Source organism: Streptomyces sp. NPDC002588 (genome assembly GCF_040295925.1).
In the GTDB taxonomy this organism is placed as follows: domain Bacteria; phylum Actinomycetota; class Actinomycetes; order Streptomycetales; family Streptomycetaceae; genus Streptomyces.
On record NZ_JBEOWF010000024.1, the window covers coordinates 141,909 to 159,349 of the forward strand.

Annotated in this window: 17 protein-coding genes; 6 read left to right on the plus strand and 11 right to left on the minus strand. The window is 71.9% G+C overall.

The annotated features are described in order from the left end of the window. The first annotated feature begins 43 nt into the window (after nucleotides 1-43). A complete protein-coding gene (locus ABT057_RS26885) occupies nucleotides 44-313 on the plus strand; it encodes a hypothetical protein (protein ID WP_352346154.1) in 270 nt (89 codons plus the stop codon). A gap of 20 nt (nucleotides 314-333) precedes the next feature. Here the strand turns inward: ABT057_RS26885 and ABT057_RS26890 are convergent, their stop codons facing one another. From ABT057_RS26890 to ABT057_RS26900, 3 genes are read right to left on the minus strand one after another with little or no spacing between them, the layout of a single operon-like run. Further along, nucleotides 334-1,386, minus strand: a complete 1,053-nt coding sequence (locus ABT057_RS26890; protein WP_352346155.1) for a Zn-dependent alcohol dehydrogenase — start codon at nucleotides 1,384-1,386, stop codon at nucleotides 334-336. Continuing rightward, complete coding sequence (locus ABT057_RS26895; protein WP_352346156.1) at nucleotides 1,386-2,540, minus strand: acyl-CoA dehydrogenase family protein; 1,155 nt, start codon at nucleotides 2,538-2,540, stop codon at nucleotides 1,386-1,388. The genes ABT057_RS26890 and ABT057_RS26895 overlap by 1 nt, the downstream gene beginning before the upstream one ends. 41 nt (nucleotides 2,541-2,581) lie before the next feature. Then, complete coding sequence (locus tag ABT057_RS26900; protein WP_352346157.1) at nucleotides 2,582-3,496, minus strand: SDR family oxidoreductase; 915 nt, start codon at nucleotides 3,494-3,496, stop codon at nucleotides 2,582-2,584. Between the two features lie 84 nt (nucleotides 3,497-3,580). On the opposite strand from ABT057_RS26900, the gene ABT057_RS26905 reads away from it, so the two are divergent. Continuing rightward, on the plus strand, nucleotides 3,581-4,507 hold the full coding sequence (locus ABT057_RS26905; protein ID WP_352346158.1) for a cyclase family protein: 927 nt from the start codon (nucleotides 3,581-3,583) through the stop codon (nucleotides 4,505-4,507). A 413-nt stretch (nucleotides 4,508-4,920) separates the two neighbouring features. Here the strand turns inward: ABT057_RS26905 and ABT057_RS26910 are convergent, their stop codons facing one another. The 4 genes from ABT057_RS26910 to ABT057_RS26925 form a co-directional block, all read right to left on the minus strand. After that, nucleotides 4,921-5,523: an ATP-binding protein gene (locus tag ABT057_RS26910; protein WP_352346177.1), complete on the minus strand. Its 603-nt coding sequence runs from the start codon at nucleotides 5,521-5,523 to the stop codon at nucleotides 4,921-4,923. A gap of 549 nt (nucleotides 5,524-6,072) precedes the next feature. Next, nucleotides 6,073-6,990, minus strand: a complete 918-nt coding sequence (locus ABT057_RS26915) for an acyl-CoA dehydrogenase family protein (protein ID WP_352346159.1) — start codon at nucleotides 6,988-6,990, stop codon at nucleotides 6,073-6,075. A 1-nt stretch (nucleotide 6,991) separates the two neighbouring features. Further along, entirely contained in the window at nucleotides 6,992-8,122 is a 1,131-nt protein-coding gene (locus ABT057_RS26920; protein WP_352346160.1) for an acyl-CoA dehydrogenase family protein, read from the minus strand. Beyond that, on the minus strand, nucleotides 8,122-9,381 hold the full coding sequence (locus tag ABT057_RS26925; protein ID WP_352346161.1) for an amidohydrolase family protein: 1,260 nt from the start codon (nucleotides 9,379-9,381) through the stop codon (nucleotides 8,122-8,124). Before ABT057_RS26925 ends, ABT057_RS26920 begins: the two co-directional genes overlap by 1 nt. Nucleotides 9,382-9,551: 170 nt before the next feature. On the opposite strand from ABT057_RS26925, the gene ABT057_RS26930 reads away from it, so the two are divergent. Beyond that, nucleotides 9,552-11,054, plus strand: coding sequence for a class I adenylate-forming enzyme family protein (locus ABT057_RS26930; RefSeq protein ID WP_352346162.1), 1,503 nt, complete (start codon nucleotides 9,552-9,554; stop codon nucleotides 11,052-11,054). Between the two features lie 9 nt (nucleotides 11,055-11,063). On the opposite strand, the gene ABT057_RS26935 is transcribed toward ABT057_RS26930, so the two are convergent. Together ABT057_RS26935 and ABT057_RS26940 are read right to left on the minus strand one after the other, a co-directional pair. Next, the gene (locus ABT057_RS26935) at nucleotides 11,064-11,576 is read right to left on the minus strand and encodes an EF-hand domain-containing protein (protein ID WP_352346163.1); all 513 of its coding nucleotides are present in this window, start codon (nucleotides 11,574-11,576) and stop codon (nucleotides 11,064-11,066) included. A gap of 138 nt (nucleotides 11,577-11,714) precedes the next feature. Then, the gene (locus tag ABT057_RS26940; RefSeq protein WP_352346164.1) at nucleotides 11,715-12,098 is read right to left on the minus strand and encodes an STAS domain-containing protein; all 384 of its coding nucleotides are present in this window, start codon (nucleotides 12,096-12,098) and stop codon (nucleotides 11,715-11,717) included. A gap of 340 nt (nucleotides 12,099-12,438) precedes the next feature. Here ABT057_RS26940 and ABT057_RS26945 point away from each other — a divergent pair, with 340 nt between their 5' ends. Together ABT057_RS26945 and ABT057_RS26950 are read left to right on the plus strand one after the other, a co-directional pair. Continuing rightward, nucleotides 12,439-13,017 (plus strand): RNA polymerase sigma factor, encoded by a 579-nt coding sequence (locus ABT057_RS26945; protein WP_352346165.1) that lies wholly within the window; start codon nucleotides 12,439-12,441, stop codon nucleotides 13,015-13,017. Continuing rightward, nucleotides 13,014-14,381: a zf-HC2 domain-containing protein gene (locus ABT057_RS26950; protein ID WP_352346166.1), complete on the plus strand. Its 1,368-nt coding sequence runs from the start codon at nucleotides 13,014-13,016 to the stop codon at nucleotides 14,379-14,381. The genes ABT057_RS26945 and ABT057_RS26950 overlap by 4 nt, the downstream gene beginning before the upstream one ends. A gap of 13 nt (nucleotides 14,382-14,394) precedes the next feature. Here ABT057_RS26950 and purU read toward each other — a convergent pair whose 3' ends face one another. Both purU and ABT057_RS26960 read right to left on the minus strand, forming a co-directional pair. Continuing rightward, nucleotides 14,395-15,279, minus strand: a complete 885-nt coding sequence (gene purU / locus ABT057_RS26955) for a formyltetrahydrofolate deformylase (protein ID WP_352346167.1) — start codon at nucleotides 15,277-15,279, stop codon at nucleotides 14,395-14,397. An 80-nt stretch (nucleotides 15,280-15,359) separates the two neighbouring features. After that, nucleotides 15,360-15,869, minus strand: coding sequence for an SCO4402 family protein (locus ABT057_RS26960; protein WP_352346168.1), 510 nt, complete (start codon nucleotides 15,867-15,869; stop codon nucleotides 15,360-15,362). A gap of 118 nt (nucleotides 15,870-15,987) precedes the next feature. On the opposite strand from ABT057_RS26960, the gene ABT057_RS26965 reads away from it, so the two are divergent. Next, nucleotides 15,988-17,319, plus strand: coding sequence for an ABC transporter substrate-binding protein (locus tag ABT057_RS26965; protein WP_352346169.1), 1,332 nt, complete (start codon nucleotides 15,988-15,990; stop codon nucleotides 17,317-17,319). Nucleotides 17,320-17,441: the final 122 nt, after the last annotated feature.

Genomic DNA, 17,441 nt, shown 5'->3' on the forward strand with positions numbered 1-17,441 from the left:
GAAGGGGATGGGAGCCGCGCCGGCCGCCGGAACACTGGGGTGCATGAACGTCACACTGGTCACCGTGCTCTGCCTCGTCGTGGCTCTCGCGGGCCTCCTGGTCACCATCGTCAACGAGCCACCGGCATGGCTGGTGGTCGCCGGCGTCGTCATCGCCGCCGTGCTGAGCACCGTACTGCTCCGGATGCCGGCCCTCGCCGAGGTCGCCGATTCCTCCGTCGGAGCCTGGAGTCTGCGCCTCGCCATCTGCCTCGCGGGCGAGGCGGTGCTGACACTCGTCCTGCCCAAACGCTGGCGGACCGAGGAGATCTGACCGCCGCCCGCCCTCCGGGTTCACCGGAACGTGAGCACTCCCCGCGCCACCCGTCCCGCCTCCGCGTCCGTCGCCGCCTTCTCGAAGTCCTCGATCGGGTAGGTCTGGGTGATCAGTTCGTCGAGGAGGAGGCGGCCGTCGCGGTACAGGTCGGCGTACAGGGCGATGTCGCGCTGGGGGCGGGAGGCGCCGTAGCGGCAGCCCAGGATGGACTTGTCGAGGTAGAGGGAGGAGACCAGGAAGGACGCCTCCGCCGTCGCGGGCGGGACACCGAGGAGGACCGCCTGGCCGTGGCGGTCCAGCAGGTCGATCGCCTGGCGGATCAGCTCCACCCGCCCCACGCACTCGAAGACATGGTCCGCGCCCGTCGGCAGGATGTCCCGCACGCCCTGAGCCGAGGTGAGGAAGTCGGTGGCACCGAACCGCCGCGCCATCGCCTCCTTCGCCGGGTTGGCGTCCACGGCCACGATCCGCAGGGCGCCCGCGATCCGCGCGCCCTGGAGCACGTTGAGCCCGATGCCGCCCGTCCCGATGACGACGACGCTCTCGCCGTGCCCCACCCGCGCGCGGTTGAGCACCGCGCCCACCCCGGTCAGCACCCCGCACCCGATCAGCGCGGCGGACGACAGCGGGATGTCCTTCGGTATCCGGACCGCCTGGACGGCCTTCACCACCGTCCGCTCGGCGAACGCGGAGTTGGACGCGAACTGGTACACCGGCCGTCCCGCGCGCGTGAACGGCTTCTGCGGCCGTCCTATCGCCTGCCGGCACATCGTCGGCCGGCCCCGGTCGCACTCCGCGCACGTGCCGCAGTTGGCGAGGGTGGAGAGGGCCACGTGGTCCCCGGGGGTGACATGGGTGACGCCGGCGCCGACCGCCTCCACCACGCCCGCGCCCTCGTGGCCCAGGACCACGGGTGCCGGGAAGGGGATCGTGCCGTCGACCACCGACAGATCGCTGTGGCACAGCCCGGCCGCGGACACCGCGACGAGCACCTCGCCGGGCCCCGGGTCGCGTACGACGAGATCGTCGACGACCTCGGCCCGCTTCCCGTCGAACACCACGCCTCGCATCAGACGACCCCCTTGCGCTCTCTGGGCAGGCCGAGCACGCGCTCGGCGATGATCGTGCGCTGGATCTGGTCCGAACCGCCGTAGATCGTGTCGGCCCGGGAGAACAGGAACAGGTGCTGTGTCTCGTCGAGTTCGTACGGTGCGGAGGGCGTCCAGTCCGTGGGGCCCGCGGTCGCCGCCGCGCCCCGCACCTGCACCGCGACCTCCCCCAGCCGCTGGTGCCAGCCCGCCCACAGCAGCTTGGCGACGCTCGGCGCGCCCGGTCCGCCGGAGCCCCCGAGCGTCCGCAGCGCGTTCCACCGCATGGTCCGCAGCTCGGCCCACAGCCGCACCAGCCGGTCCCGTACGACGGGGTCGTCCGCCGCGCCCGTCGCGACGGCCGTCCGGACGACGCGCCCCAGTTCCGCGGCGAAACCGATCTGCTGGGCGAGCGTCGACACCCCGCGCTCGAAGCCGAGGAGGCTCATCGCGACCCGCCAGCCGTCGCCCACGGCGCCCACGACGTGCTCCACGCGCGCGTGTGCCCCCTCGAAGAAGACCTCGTTGAACTCGCTCGTGCCGGTCAGCTGCCGGATGGGCCGCACCTCGATGCGGCCCGGCTGGTCCATGGGGACGAGGAGGAAGGTCAGTCCGCGGTGGCGCGTCGAGGCGGGGTCGGTGCGGGCCAGGACGAAACACCAGTCGGCCTCGTGGGCGAGGGAGGTCCAGATCTTCTGGCCGGTCAGACGGTATGTCTGCCCGTCGGGGGCGAGTTCGGCCCGGGTGCGGACGCCCGCGAGGTCGGACCCGGCGCCGGGCTCGCTGTAGCCCTGGCACCAGAGCTCGGCGCCCGCGGCGATCGGGGGCAGGAACCGGGCCTTCTGCTCGTCCGTGCCGTGTGCGAGGAGGGTGGGCGCGAGGAGGTTCTCCCCGATGTGCCCCGAGCGGGGCGGGGCGCCGGAGCGCGCGTACTCCTCGGCCCAGGCGACCTGCTGGGTGAGGGTGGCGGTGCGGTTGCCGTACCCGCCCTCCGGCCAGCCGAGCCCGATCCAGCCCGCGGCGCCGAGGGTGCGTTCCCAGGTTCGGCGGTCCCGTTCGCCGCCGGTGTTCGCGTCGAGCCAGGCGCGTGCTTCAGTACGGAACTCGTCGTCCCGCGCGGTGAACTCGAAATCCACGGTGCCCTCCAGACGCCCGCTTTGTGAGGACGGTGCTCCCCCTAGCTGTTCGGCCTGCTCCCGTCGGCCGCGGCCCGCCGCATCTCCTCCAGCCGCGCCAGCATCGGCATCGGATCCACCCCGACCGATCCCGGCAACGCCTCCGCGATCCGCTCCGGCGTCCAGGACCCGCCCTCGGCGTACGCGGCGCGCAGTTCCCGCGGCTGTGCCCACACCGCGATCTTCGCACCGGCGACCGTGTAGACCTGCCCGGTTATCCCCAGCTCCCGCGCCCGGTCCGACAAGAGGAAGATCACCATGGCGGCCACGTCCTCCGGCTCCCCGATCTCCGCCAGCTCCATCGGCACCCCCGCCGACATCCGCGTCCGCGCGACCGGCGCCACCGCGTTCGCGGTCACCCCGTACTTGTGCAGCCCCAGCGCGGCGCTGCGCACCAGCGAGATGATCCCGCCCTTCGCCGCGCTGTAGTTGGCCTGCGACACGGACCCCTGGTGGTTGCCGCTGGTGAATCCGATGAGGGTGCCCGAGCCCTGCTTCCGCATCACCGCGGACGCCGCCCGGAAGACCGTGAACGTGCCCTTGAGGTGCGTCGCGACGACCGGGTCCCACTCCTCCTCGGACATGTTGAACAGCATCCGCTCGCGCAGGATCCCGGCCACGCACACGACCCCGTCGAGCCGCCCGTACGCCTCCAGCGCGACGTCGACGACCCGCCCGCCGCCCGCCATCGTGGAGATGTCGTCGGCGACCGCGACGGCCTCCCCGCCCGCCGCCTCGATCTCCTTGACGACGGCCTCGGCGACCTCGCTCGTGGGTGCCGCGCCGTCCACGCCCACCCCGTAGTCGTTGACGACGACGCGGGCGCCCTCGGCCGCGGCCGCGAGCGCGACCGCCCGTCCGATGCCCCGTCCTGCCCCCGTGACGGCCACGACCTTGCCGGCCAAGAAGTTCCCCACGCCCGGCCCCTTCCCGCAGTTTCTGACGGACCGTTAGATTTTATGTCCCGTCAGATACTTGGAGACAAGCCCCGGGGAGTACCGATGTCACTGCCTCAGGCGTTCCACGACATCGCCAAGCGCGTCAACAACTGGGGACGCTGGGGTCCCGACGACGAGATCGGCACGCTCAACCTCATCACCGACGAGGTGGTGCGAGGCGCCGTCACCGAGGTCCGCACGGGCCGTCGGGTCCCGCTCGCCCTTCCGCTGCGCGAGGACGGTGTACAGAGCGGGCTGATCCCCGGACGGGTCAACCCCCTGCACGCCATGGTGCAGATCAACCAGGAGATCTTCGGCCCGGGCACGGTGGCGTGCAGCGACGACGCCGTGACGATGGGACTGCAGGCGGCCACCCACTGGGACGCCCTGACGCATATCTCGCACTCGGGGAAGCTCTACAACGGCCGCCCGGCCACCACCGTCACCGCGCACGGCGGCGCGGAGTTCAGCGGGATCGACAAGGCGCGGCACATCGTCTCGCGCGGGGTGCTGCTGGACGTGGCACGCGCGCGTGGCACGGACCGGCTGGCGGGCGGGCACGCCGTCACGCCCGAGGATCTCGAGGCGGCGGAGGAACTGGCCGGTACGCGCGTGCGTGCCGGTGACGTCGTGCTCGTACGGACGGGGCAGATCCAGGTCTACCTGGCCGGCGACAAACAGGGGTACGGCTTCCCGTCGCCCGGGCTGTCGGTGCGCACCCCGGAGTGGTTCCACGCGCGCGATGTGGCCGCCGTCGCCAACGACACCCTCACGTTCGAGATCTTTCCCCCGGAGATCGAGGATCTGTGGCTGCCCGTGCACGCCCTGGACCTGGTGGAGATGGGGATGCTGCAGGGCCAGAACTGGAATCTCGAAGAGTTGTCCACAGCCTGTGGAGAAACCGGCCGGTACGCGTTCCTGCTGTCGGCGATGCCCGAGCCGTTCGTCGGCGGCACGGGAACCCCGGTGGCGCCCGTGGCCGTCCTGTAGACCTCGACACCCCCCGTCGGCCGGCGACGCGCGGCTGCCCGCCCCGAGCACGGCACCGCGCGCCGCCATCCGACTCCGGCGTACCGAGGGTCCCCACCGGCCCTGAGGGACCCGACGCCGAATCACGACCCACACTCGCCGAGGGCTGCCGTCACCGATGCCCTCGTCGTCCCCTCGCGGCGAATCGCTGACCACAAGCGTGATCAAACGGACAGGCCGCGTCAACACCCGAACGGGGATTTATTACTTACGCCCTATTTGCAACGGGCGCGCACGGAAGCACACCGGGCGCACCGATTCCGCCCCGGCTCTGTCCGGCAGCGCTTTCCGCCACCCGTGCACCGCACGCCGACGGGCTTGCCGCACCCGTGCGCCCGCCGCGGGACGGCCGCCACAGCGCAGCCCGCCGCCCGTCAGACGGCCTCGAACGCGAACCCCTCGTACGCGGGCGCCGGATACACCGGCGGCTTGGGATACACGGGCGGCTTTGGACACACCGGCGACTCGGGATACACCGGCTCCGGTCGGGCCGTGCGCCCACGACCGCCCGCACCGGCCACCGCACCCGACCCGTGCCCCACGACACTCCCCTGGTCCGCGGCGCCCTCGGCGGGCTGCCCGCAGCGGTCGAGTTCGCACCAGATGCGCTTGCCGCCGCCCTCCACACTCCAGCCCCAGCGGTCCGCGAGACAGTCCACCAGGGCCAGACCCCGGCCGCCCGTGGCGTCGTCGCCCACACAGCGGGGCACGGGGGCGCGGTCGCTGGTGTCGGCGACCTCCAGCCGGACCGTGGCCGCCCTGTCCGCCGCGCCGGGCCCGCCGAGCGGCAGGGACAGCCGGACCACGGCCGGGCAACCGGTGTGCACCACGGCGTTGGTGACCAGTTCGGAGACGAGCAGGATCAGCGTCTCGGCGAGCGGCTCGTCGTCCCCTATCCCGCACCCGGCAAGGCGCGAACGGGCCCACTTCCGGGCCCGCCCCACCTCAGCGGGGTCGGGCCGGATCTCCAGCTGCACTTGAAGCACCTGCACCGCTCACACCATCCGAACCGGCGGACACATGGCCGTGCGCCACGCGAGCCACGCGAGTCGCGTGCGCACCATGACGACGGGGGCCACGATCGTAGCCATTTTCTGCATGGCCAGAACAACAGCCAGAGGCAGCGTGACGGAACGTGAATCCCTTACGAGACAGCTTGATTGACGGACAGTCACCTCAACAAGCGCTTCGGGCATATTCCAGCGCGAAGGAGTACTCGTGCGGCATACTGTGCGACGCCCGCCCCGGGGAGTCGAACAGGCGCGGGCCGGGGGCCCGTACGCCCTGCGAGCGGCGGCGCGCACCGCCGGATCCGGCACCGCCCCAGGGGCACCACCGGCATGGCTCATGCTCGGAACCACTCGCATCCCACAGAAGGTACCGGAGCGACGCTCCGACTCCAGCCCGTGACGGGTCACGCATCGGACACAACCCGATATCAACGCACAGTGATTCCGGTATGCCACAATCCGCGACAACCGCACGGCAGTCCGACTCGCCCCCTGCCGTCGCCGCAGGCAGACGCGCTACCGGCCGGTGCCGGCCGGCAGCTCCGCCGCGAGCAGCTCCTCACCCTCCGTGCCGCCTCCCGCACGCCGGGTGCGCACCCAGGCCCGCTTCAGCAGCAGATGGACGTCCGCCTCCCAGGTGAACCCCATCCCGCCGTGCACCTGGAGACAGTCGCGGGCGCCGCGCACCGCGGCCTCGTCGGCGAGGAGCCGGGCGGCCGCTATGTCGGCCGGCTCGACGGTCACGGCGGCCGCGTAGACCGCCGCCCGGGCCACCTCCACCCGCACCAGCAGTTCCGCGCACAGATGCTTGACGGCCTGGAAGGCGCCCACCGGCTGCCCGAACTGCTCCCGGGTCCGCGCGTGTTGCACGGCCAGCTCGCACGCGCGCGTGGCGGTCCCCAGCTGCTCGGCGGCGGTGAGGAGCACCGCGAGGGGATCGGGAGCCGGAGAGACCCCGTCACGCGCGGGAACCTGGTGCAGCGGCGTCAACGGGTCCACCGAACGCAGCGGTACGGCGTCCGGGGCACCCGGCGCCCCGGGCACCCCCGGCCCCACCCCGCGCACCACGTCCGCCGCCGTCAGCCACTCCACCAGCCCGCCGGAGTCCACGGCCGTGACGACCGTCTCCCCCTCGGCCGCTCCGGACACACCGCCCGCCGCGAGATGGGTGGCGACCAGCGGCCCGGGCAGCAGGGCCCGGCCCGCCTCCTCGAAGGCCAACACCGCCTCGGGCAGCCCGAGTCCGACCCCGCCGTCCGCCTCCGGCAGCCGCAGCGCGAAGAACCCGGCCGCGCCCAGCTCCCGCCACAGCGCCCGGTCCAGCTCGGGCCGCTCCACGGCCGCCCGCAGCGCGTCCCGGCCGAACCGCCGCTCCAGCAGCTCCCGTACGCCCGCCTTCAACGCCCGCTGGTCCTCGGTCAATTGGAAACGCACGTCATCGCCCCCTCGGCAGCCCCAGTATCCGTTCCGCCACGATGTTCCGCTGGATCTGCGAGGTACCGGCCGCGATGGTGTACGACAGGGACGACAGCCGGTCGAGCACCCAGGGGCGGTCGAGATCCAGGGCCGCGTCGCCCAGGACGTCGGCTGCGGTGTCGTACAGCTCCTGGCGGGCGTGCGAGTACCTCAGTTTGAAAACCGAACCCCCGACACCGGGGACGCCGTTCACCGACGCCTCGCTCACGTTCCACTGCGTCAGCCGCCACAGCGCCCGGAACTCCGCGTTCAGCCTGCCCAGCCGCCGCCGTAGCGCCGGATCGTCCCAGCGGCCGTTGGCGCGTGCCTCCCGGGCCAGTTCGCCGAGCACCCGCCGGCAGGCGACGACCTCGCCGACGAACGCCGTACCGCGCTCGAAGGACAGCGTCACCATGGTGACCCGCCAGCCGTCGTTCTCGTCACCGATCCGGTTGGCGGCCGGCACCCGCACCTCGTCGAGGAACACCTCGGCGAACTCGGCGGACCCGGCGAGGGTCCGCAGCGGCCGTACGGTGATGCCCGGGGCGTCCATGGGCATGGCCAGCCAGGTGATGCCCCGGTGCTTGGGGGCCGTCTGGTCGGTGCGGACCAGCAGTTCGCACCAGTCGGCGACCTCGGCGTGGGAGGTCCAGATCTTGGACCCGATCACCACGTAGTCGTCTCCGTCACGCCACGCGCGCGTGCGCAGCGACGCGAGGTCGGAGCCGGCGTCCGGTTCGCTGAAGCCCTGGCACCAGACCTCCTCGCCGCGCAGGACGGGCGGCAGCCAGCGCTCCCGCTGGGCGGCCGTGCCCTCCGCGGCGATCGTCGGCCCGGCGTGCAGCAGTCCGACGAAATTGGCGCCCACATAGGGCGCGCCCGCCTTCTCCGTCTCCTCCAGGAAGATCAGGCGGACGCCCGGTGAGGCCTCCCAGTGCACGTGCGCGTACCCGGCGTCGTAGAGCATCCGCTGCCAGCCGAGGTCGTAGGCGCGCCGGCCCGGCCAGTCGTCGGGGGACGGCTTCGGCGGCAGCGTGGGCAGCGCCTTGCCGAGCCACTCCCGCAGCCGGGCACGGAACTCGGCGTCCTCGGGCGTGTCGGAGAGGTCCATCAGGCGGCCGGGTCCCGGTCGAGAGCCCGGCCGGAACCGCCGACCCGATCGCGGCCGAGGTCGCGGTCGCGGTCGAAGTCCAGGTCGAGCATGCGGATGGCGTTGCCGCGCATCAGCTTGTAGACCGTCTCGTCGTCGAGGCCCTTGACGTGGTCGAGGGCGACCTCCTTGGTGTGCGGGAAGGTCGAGTCGACGTGCGGGTAGTCGGTCTCGAAGGTCGCGTTGTCCCGCCCGACGACGTCCAGGGACGCCACTCCGTGCTTGTCGCGGAAGAAGCAGCAGTAGATCTGCCGGTAGTAGTACGTCGACGGCGGCTCGGGGATGAGGTCCCGGACCCCGCCCCAGGCCCGGTGCTCCTCCCAGACGTCGTCGGCGCGCTCCAGGGCGTACGGGATCCACCCCATCTGGCCCTCGGAGTAGGCGAGTTTGAGGCGCGGGAAACGCACCAGGACCCCGCTGAACAGGTAGTCCATCATCGAGGCCATCGCATTGTTGAACGAGAGGGACGCCTGCACGGCGGGGGGCGCGTCGGGGGAGGCGGCCGGCATCTGGGACGAGGAGCCGATGTGCATGTTGACGACCGTCCCGGTCTCCTCGCAGACCGCGAAGAACGGGTCCCAGTAGCCGGAGTGGATGGACGGCAGACCGAGGTGGGTCGGGATCTCGGAGAAGGTGACCGCGCGCACCCCGCGGGCCGCGTTGCGCCGGATCTCGGCCACCGCCAGGCCGATGTCCCACAGGGGGATCAGGCAGAGCGGGATGAGGCGGCCGCCGCTGTCGCCGCACCACTCCTCGACCATCCAGTCGTTGTAGGCGCGCACACAGGCCAGGGCGACCTCCTTGTCGTGCGCCTCGGCGAAGGTCTGCCCGCAGAAGCGCGGGAAGGAGGGGAAGCAGAGGCTGGCCTCGACGTGGTTGAGGTCCATGTCGGCAAGGCGCGCCTTCGGGTCCCAGCAGCCGCGTCGCATCTCCGCGCGCGTGATGCCCTCCAGGGTCATCTCGTCCCGGTCGAAGCCGACGGCGGCGATGTTGCGCTTGTACGGGAACTTGAGGTCCTCGTAGATCCACCAGTCGGTGGGCTGGCCGTCCGGATCCATCGTGATCTGGTACTTGCCTGCGACGTAGGCCAGCTCGCCGATCCCGGCGGTGAGGGCCTGCGGTCCGCGGTCCCGGTACTTCTTCGGCAGCCAGGTCGCGAAGAGGTGCGCGGGTTCGATCACGTGGTCGTCGACGCTGATGATGCGGGGCAGTTCGGTCATGGGACCCCCACTCATGAATCCAGTCATGAATCCATTCAAGGTCCACTCATATCTGATGGACCGTCAGATTCGGCGTACCAAGAAGGCTAGTGCGGCACCCCTGGACCAGCAAGGCACCGGGCTCTACGCTCTGCCCACATCTGACAGACCGTCAGCTGAAGGGGGCCGCCGTGAACGACACCGCCCACGCGCTGAGCGCGTCCCGCACCCTCTGGGAGCTGGTGGCCCGCCGGGCCGCCCTGACCCCCGACCTGCCGGTGCTCCTCCAGGAGGACCGCACGCTGACCTTCGGCGGGCTGCGCGCGCGTGCCGAGCGGACGGCGGCCGGGCTGTACGGCATGGGTGTCCGGCCGGGCACCGTCGTCGCCTGGCAGCTGCCCACCCGGATCGAGACGGCCGTGCTGTCCTTCGCGCTGGCCCGGCTGGGCGCCGTACAGAGCCCCGTGATCCCGTTCTACCGGGACCGCGAGGCCGGGTTCGCGCTGCGCGAGTCGAAGGCGGAGTTCTTCGCGGTGCCGGGCGTGTGGCGCGGCTTCGACCACGGCGAGATGGCGGTGCGGCTCGGCGCGAAGGGCGTCTTCGAGGCGTACGACGACCTTCCCGAGGGCGATCCGGCCGTGCTGCCCCCACCGCCCGCGGACGGCACCTCGGTCCGCTGGATCTACTGGACCTCGGGCACCACCTCCGACCCCAAGGGCGTCCTGCACACCGACCGTTCACTCATCGCGGGCGGGTCCTGCCTCGCCCACGCGCTGCGGCTGACCGGCGACGACGTCGGCTCGATGGCCTTCCCGTACGCCCACATCGCCGGCCCCGACTACACGGTGATGCTGCTGCTGTACGGGTTCCCGGCGGTCATGTTCGAGCAGTTCGCCCTGCCCGACGCACTGGCGGAGTACCGGCGGCACGGGGTGACGGTGGCGGGCGGGTCCACGGCGTTCTACTCGATGTTCCTCGCCGAGCAGCGCAAGCGGCCCGGCGAGCCCGTGATCCCCTCGCTGCGGCTCCTCGCGGGCGGCGGGGCGCCGAAGCCGCCCGAGGTGTATCACGCGGTCGTGCGCGAGATGGGGGTGCAGCTGACGCACGGGTACGGGATGACCGAGGTGCCGATGATCACCATGGGAGCGCCGGACGACACCGCCGAGAACCTCGCGACGACCGAGGGGCGGCCGCCGGAGGGGATGGAGATCCGGATCGCGGCGGGCGGGGAGGTGCGGCTGCGCGGGGAGGCCGTGTGCCAGGGCTACCTGGATCCGGCGCAGACCGCGGAGGCCTTCGACGAGGAGGGCTTCCTGCGGACCGGCGACCTGGGGCACGTGACGGACTCGGGGCACCTGGTCCTCACCGGGCGGCTGAAGGACGTGATCATCCGCAAGGGCGAGAACGTGTCGGCGAAGGAGATCGAGGATCTGCTCGCCGCCCATCCGGCCGTCGGGGACGTGGCGGTGATCGGGCTGCCCGACGCCGAGCGCGGGGAACGGGTGTGCGCGGTGGTGGAACAGCCCGCGGGGGCCGAGGCGCTGACCCTGGGCGCGGTGACGTCGTATCTGCGCGCCGAGGGGCTGTCCGTGCACAAGCTGCCGGAGCAGCTGGAGGTGGTGGAGGCGCTGCCCCGCAACGAGACGCTCAGGAAGGTGCTGAAGTACAAGCTGCGCGAGCGCTTCTCCGGGTGAGCCGGGTACTCACTCGGGCACGGTGAAGTAGCGGGCGAAGGCGGGCACGATCTCCGCCTCGCCGATCCTGCCGTCCGCGTCGGTGTCCAGTGCGCCGGCGATCGTGCGGGCGAGGTCCTCGGGTACGCCCAGCACCCTGAGCACGCGCACGGTGTCCTCGACCGTGGCCAGTCCGTCCCCGTCGGGGTCCGCGATGTCGAGGGCGGCGTGCAGGAAGGGACGGGCGATCTCGGCGAACCGGTCCGGGTTGTCGTGCAGGCGCTTGACCGCGCCGCCCACGAACTCGTCCCGGGTGATGCGCTGGTCGCCGTCCCGGTCCGCGATGCCCGCCATGCCCTGCCAGAAGGCCTCCGCGCCCGCGTACAGCGCCTGGCCCTTGCCGGACCGGGCGGGGGTGCCGAACTCGGCGAGGAGCGCCTTGGCCGCCGTACCGAAGTCCTCGCGGTCGATGTAGCCGTTGCCGTCCTGGTCGAAGGTGGCGAACCGGCGGGCGATCCTGTGTTCGTGCTCGCTGCTGACCATGTCTCCTCCGGCCGCTTCAGGTCGTCAGGTGGGGTGCTTCCGGCTGGGAGCGTACGACGCCGGGGGCTCCGCGGCAGCGGGATGACGGCGGCTGTACCAGGACCGGAGGCGTTCTGGGACAGAGGTGTGGCACACGGCTCACGCCGACAGCGGCTCCGGCCCGTCCTCGGTCACGGCCTCCTCGAGGTCGACGTACACGTCGAAGAGCCGGCGGACGCCCAGCGCGCCCAGGACCCGGTTGACGTGCGAATCCTCCGCGGCCCCGCGCGCGGGCAGGATGAGGCGCAGCCGCCCGCGGCAGGAGCGGATGAGACGGCGGGCGGCGATGAGCACGCCGACGCCGCTGGAGTCGCAGAAGTACACCTCGGAGAGGTCCAGCACGAGACTGTGGCGCCCTTCGGCCACTTCGTCGTGCACCCGCTGCCGCAGCACCGGCGACGTCACCAGGTCCAGTTCGCCCGACACATGGAGCACGGCCCACCCGCCCCGCTCGCCGCCGGTCACTTTGAAGGCCACCCTCACGCCTTTCGCTCGCGTAAAACGGAAGCTGTCCCTTCGCTTCCTTGCAGCGCGGCTGCCCAGCGGCGTTGCCCCGAAACGCCGCAGAAAAAACAGGAACCCGCGGGTAGAGGCTTGTTTCCATCGCATCGAGTCCGGTTCGATCCATATCAATCAGAGATGGACCCCGTTCGATCCAGCCTGATCGCAAAGAGCATGGGAAGGGGCGGCTCCATACCACCCACGGGTAGGCAGGGGGCGCACATTGGGACAATGGGGCGTGCACTGTCGGACGTGCCGACTACATTCGAGGTTGACAGTGGACGCAGACCCGACACAGGGACGGGCACGGTGAGGGGGCCGCATGGCGAAGGACGCACCGCCCCGCTGGGACCGCAAGATGCAGCAGCGACTCGCCCGCGGTGAGGCGGCCGCCCTCGGCGAGCTCTACGACCGGTTCGCTTCGCTCGTGCACGGCCTCGCCCACCGCGTGCTCGGAGACGAACGGGCCGCCGACTCCATCACCCGCGACGTCTTCGCCCACGTCTGGGAGCACCCCGACACCTACGACCCCGCGCAGGGCCCCCTGCGCACCTGGGTCGCCGCGCTGACCCACCGCCTCGCCGTGCAGCGGCTGCGCGCCACCGAGACCGCCGCGCTGGCGGAGGGCGGCCCGGGCACCACCGAGGAACTGGAGCTGAAGGTGCGCCACGCCTCGGTCGCCGCCCGCGCCGACTACATCGTCCAGGCCATGCCGGCCCCGCTGCGCGCCGCCCTGGAGCTGGCGTACTTCCAGCGCCGCGACTACCGCCAGACCGCCGCCGACCTCGGTGTCACCGAGGACGAGGCCCGCCGCCGCCTCCGCCTCGGCCTGCAACTGCTGTCCACGGCCCACGACGCCCCCTCCTCCGGGGCCCCGCCGGAATACGGGGGTGCGGCGTGAACGGCCCGGACGGATACGAGGCCCACGACGACGAAGGCGACGAAGGCGAGGAAGGCGAGGAGAACCCGGCGGGCGCGGAGCACGAGAAGAGCGCGGAGCACGGGGACGGCACGGACCGGGAGACCCGGGGCGCGCGCGGCACCGGCACGCCCCCGCCCCGCATACCCCTGCCCCGCGCCTCCGTCGAGGACACCGGGCTGCCGCTGCCCGCGCTGGACGGCCTCACGGTCGCCCTGCCGCCGCGCCTCGAGCACCCCGTACTGAAGGCCCTGCTGGGCGCCTGGGCACTCGCCGCCTGCTCGGCGGAAGAGACCGCGGCCGTCGAGGAGCACCTCGGCGAGTGCGGCGCCTGCGCGGACGAGGCCCGACGGCTGCGCGAGGCGGTCGGCCTGCTCCAGCGCCCGGAGAGCCTGGACCTCGACCCGGCCCTGCGCACCCGCGTCCTGGAGGCCTGCCTCGACCACCGCCCGCCGCGCATCCCGGTACCGGCGTGGGCGGCGTCGTACGACGCCGAGACCGCGCGACTGGACGCCCTGCTCCAGGACTTCGGGGACGCGGAGTGGCACGCGCCCGTGCGGCTGCGCTGGTTCGGCGGCACCGGCGAGGCGAACCGCCGGACCACCGTCGCCGGGGTCATCGCCCACCTGTTCGCGGTGGACGGCCTGATCGCCGTCGGGCTGGGCCTCGACGACCCGCTGCACCCGGGCGAGCAGGAGAAACCGGACGAGACCCGCACCCCCGCCGAGCGCACGGAGGCGTTCTGGGAGGCCTCGCACTTCCCGCCCACCCGCTCGGTCCGCGGCCCCTGGCGCGACCAGACCCACGCCCTCGTACGCACGGTCTCCTTCACCGGCACCGGCCCCGGCCGCCTGCCGATCTCCTACGGCGACTTCGAACTGCCGCTGCGGGACGCCATGCTGGACCGGGCGTTCGAGTGCTGGGTGCACGCCGAGGACATCGCGGAGGCGGTCGACTACCCGTACGCGCCGCCCGCGCCGCGCCATCTGCGCGGCATGATCGACCTCGCGGCGCGGATGCTGCCGCAGGCCCTCGCGGCCCGCCGGCGCGCGGGACTCGCCGCCCCGGTCTCCCGACGCCATCTGGTGAGCGCCGGGAGCCCCGGCCGCAGCCTCCGCCTGGAGATCGAGGGCGACGGCGGCGGCCACTGGCTGATCCCCCTGGACTCCCCCGGCGCGGTGGGCTCCGCCGACCACGAGGTGGCCCATGTGGCGCTGGACGACGTCGAGTTCTGCAGGCTGGCCGCGGGCCACGTGTCGCCGGAGGAGGCAGCGGCGGGGCAACTGGGCGACCGGGAGGCGATCAGAGACGTGCTGTTCGCCGCGGCGAGCCTGAGCCGGATGTAGGGACAGGCCGCTCTCAGGCGAAAACGACCGTCCGGCGGCCGTTGAGGAGGATTCTGCGCTCCGCGTGCCACTTCACCGCGCGCGCCAGCGCCTGGCACTCCACGTCCCGGCCCACCGCGACCAGCTGGTCCGGTGTGACGTCGTGGCCCACGCGCTCGACCTCCTGCTCGATGATCGGGCCCTCGTCGAGATCGGCGGTGACGTAGTGCGCCGTCGCACCGATGAGCTTCACGCCCCGCGTGTGCGCCTGGTGGTACGGCTTCGCGCCCTTGAAGCTCGGCAGGAAGGAGTGGTGGATGTTGATGATCCGCCCGCTGAGCTGCTTGCACAGGTCGTCGGAGAGCACCTGCATGTACCGGGCGAGGACGACCAGCTCCACGTCCTGCTCCCGGACGATCTCCAGGAGCCTCGCCTCGGCCTCCGCCTTCATGTCCTTCGTCACCGGAATGTGGTGGAAGGGGACGCCGTAGGAGCCCACCAGCTCGGCGAATTCGGTGTGGTTGGACACCACCGCCGCGATCTCCACCGGCAGCGCGCCGATCCGGGCGCGGAACAGCAGGTCGTTCAGGCAGTGGCCGAACCTGCTGACCATCAGGACGATGCGCATCCGCTCGTCGGCCCGGTTGATCTGCCAGTCCATGTGGAAGGAGTCACCGATCGCCGCGAAGCTCGCGCGCAGCTTGTCCACGGTCTGCGGCGCCTGGGCCGAGTAGTGGACGCGCATGAAGAACAGGCCCGTGTCGTGGTCCCCGAACTGCTGGCTGTCCTCGATGTTGCAGCCGGTCATGAAGAGGTAGCTCGACACGGCGTGCACGATGCCCGGCTTGTCCGGGCAGGAAAGGGTGAGGACGTACTGGTCGGCGGGGGCCGCCGCGGCTCGGGTGGACTGCTCGTTCATGCAGCACAGGGTCTCATGTCCGGGTGAGCCGGCCGGAAGGCCGTCCGCAGGGCGGACCTACGAGGGCCACGCCCACCCGATCACGCGGACCGGGTCATGATCCGCAGGACCTCCAGGGTGCGCGGCGGCGCGTCCGGGTCCTCGCCGTCGGCCGCCGCCATCCGTACGTGCGCGTCGCGTGCCGCGTGCACGGCCTCCGGCCAGGCGGGGTGGTCGACGTAGGCGGAGACGGGAGCGTCCGGGCCGACCTGGTGCATGATCCGCAGGACGCGCAGGACGGCGGTGTCGACGAGGGCCGCCTCCTGGGAGTCGCGGAAGATCGTGCCGACGTACTTCTCGGCGGACCAGTTGTCGAGCCAGGTGTCCTCGACGAGACGGTAGACGGCGTCGGTGACGTCGCCGTAGCCGTCGACGCCGGCCAGCCAGACGTTCTGCTGGAACACCGGATCGGAGAGCATGTGCAGCGCGGAGCGCACATTGCTGCGCCAGCGCCACCACGGCATGTCGTTGAGTGGCATGCCGCCCATGGTGGAGGAGCGACCGCCGCGGCGGGAAGAGTTCTCAGAGTTCTCCGAACCTTGCACGGTCATCGATCGTACGTTTTCCCGCCACCGGAGCCTCACGGACCCCTGCAATTCACCCTCGCGTCACCCGTCGTTGACCGTGGGTCACTCCCAGGTTAGCGATGTGGCGGAATCGTGCCTGTCCATGACCGGCAGTCGACACACCTTCACGCGAAGCGCCTTCCTCCTCAGGTTCCTCCGCGGTAGGGGCTCCGCCAGGGCGGCCATCCTCTCGGTGGGTGCCCTGGCCGCCGTGGCGTCGCTCACCGCCGGATGCGGGGTCGTCCCCGGTATCACGGGGGGTTCCGGGGACGACCCGATCGTCGTGATGACCTGGGCGCCGGTGGGGACCGCCGCGACGAACAAGCCCGGCATGCCCGCCTTCGCCCGCGCCTACGCCCGCTGGATCAACGCCAAGGGCGGCATCGACGGCCATAAGCTCACCGTCCTGACCTGCAACGATCACAACACGACGGTGTCCGCCGCGGCCTGCGCCCGACGCGCGGTCAAGGAGAAGGCGGTCGCCGTCGTCGGCTCCTACAGCCAGCACTCCGACGCGTTCTTCCCGCACCTGGAAGGCTCCGGCATCCCCTACATAGGCGGCTACGGCGTCACCAACGAGGAGTTCACCAGCCCGCTGTCCTACCCCGTCAACGGCGGCCAGCCCGCCCTCCTCGCCGGCCTGGGCAGACAGCTCGCCACCACCTGCACCGGCCCCGTCACCCTCGTACGGCCCGACACCATCGCCGGCGACGCCCTGCCGCCGATGCTCGACGCCGGGCTCAAGGTCGGCGGCCACGACCAGGCCGCCGACCAGCGGGCGGCGGAGGACGCCACCGACTACTCCCTGCAGGCCGACCAGGCGCTGGACGCGGCCACCGGCAGCGCGACCGGCACCGGGAAGGGCTGCGTGGTGCCCGCGCTGGGCGACCGCAACAGCACCTTCATGGACTCCTTCCGCCGCAGCCGCGAGGACTACCCCGCCGTGAGCACCGGCACCGTGGTGGGCAGCGTCGACCAGACCCTCATCGACGCGAGCGGAGGCGGCTCCGGGCCGTACGAGGGGGCGTACGTCACCGGCTGGTACCCCGTGGCCACCGACAAGCGGTGGGACGGCATGAAGAAGGTGATCAGCGAGTCCGCCTTCACCGACACCAGCATCGACCCCGCGGACACCGGGGTGCAGACCACCTGGATCGCCTACAGCGTCTTCCGGCAGGCCGTGGAGTCGCTCGGCGACGGCGAGGTGACCGCCGACAGCGTGCGCGGCGCCCTCGACAACGGCCGGACGTTCACCACGGACGGGCTCACCCCCGCCCTGCGCTGGAAGTTCACCGGCCGCCTCGCCTCCATCGGGTTCCCCCGCATGACCAACGCCGAGGTGACCGTCCAGCAGGTGAAGCAGGGCCGCCTGGCGGCCGCCAGGAAGGGCTTCGTCGACGTGACGACGACCCTGGAGCGCGCCGACGTCGGCTAGGTGTTCTGTCCCGGGAGGTTGTGGACGGGTGAGGCAGATCTCGGCTGAGGGATCTTGAAATAGGTGAGGGCCTTCTGGCCTGGTGTGGATTGCGACATCTGCACCAGCAACAGAAAGGCCCT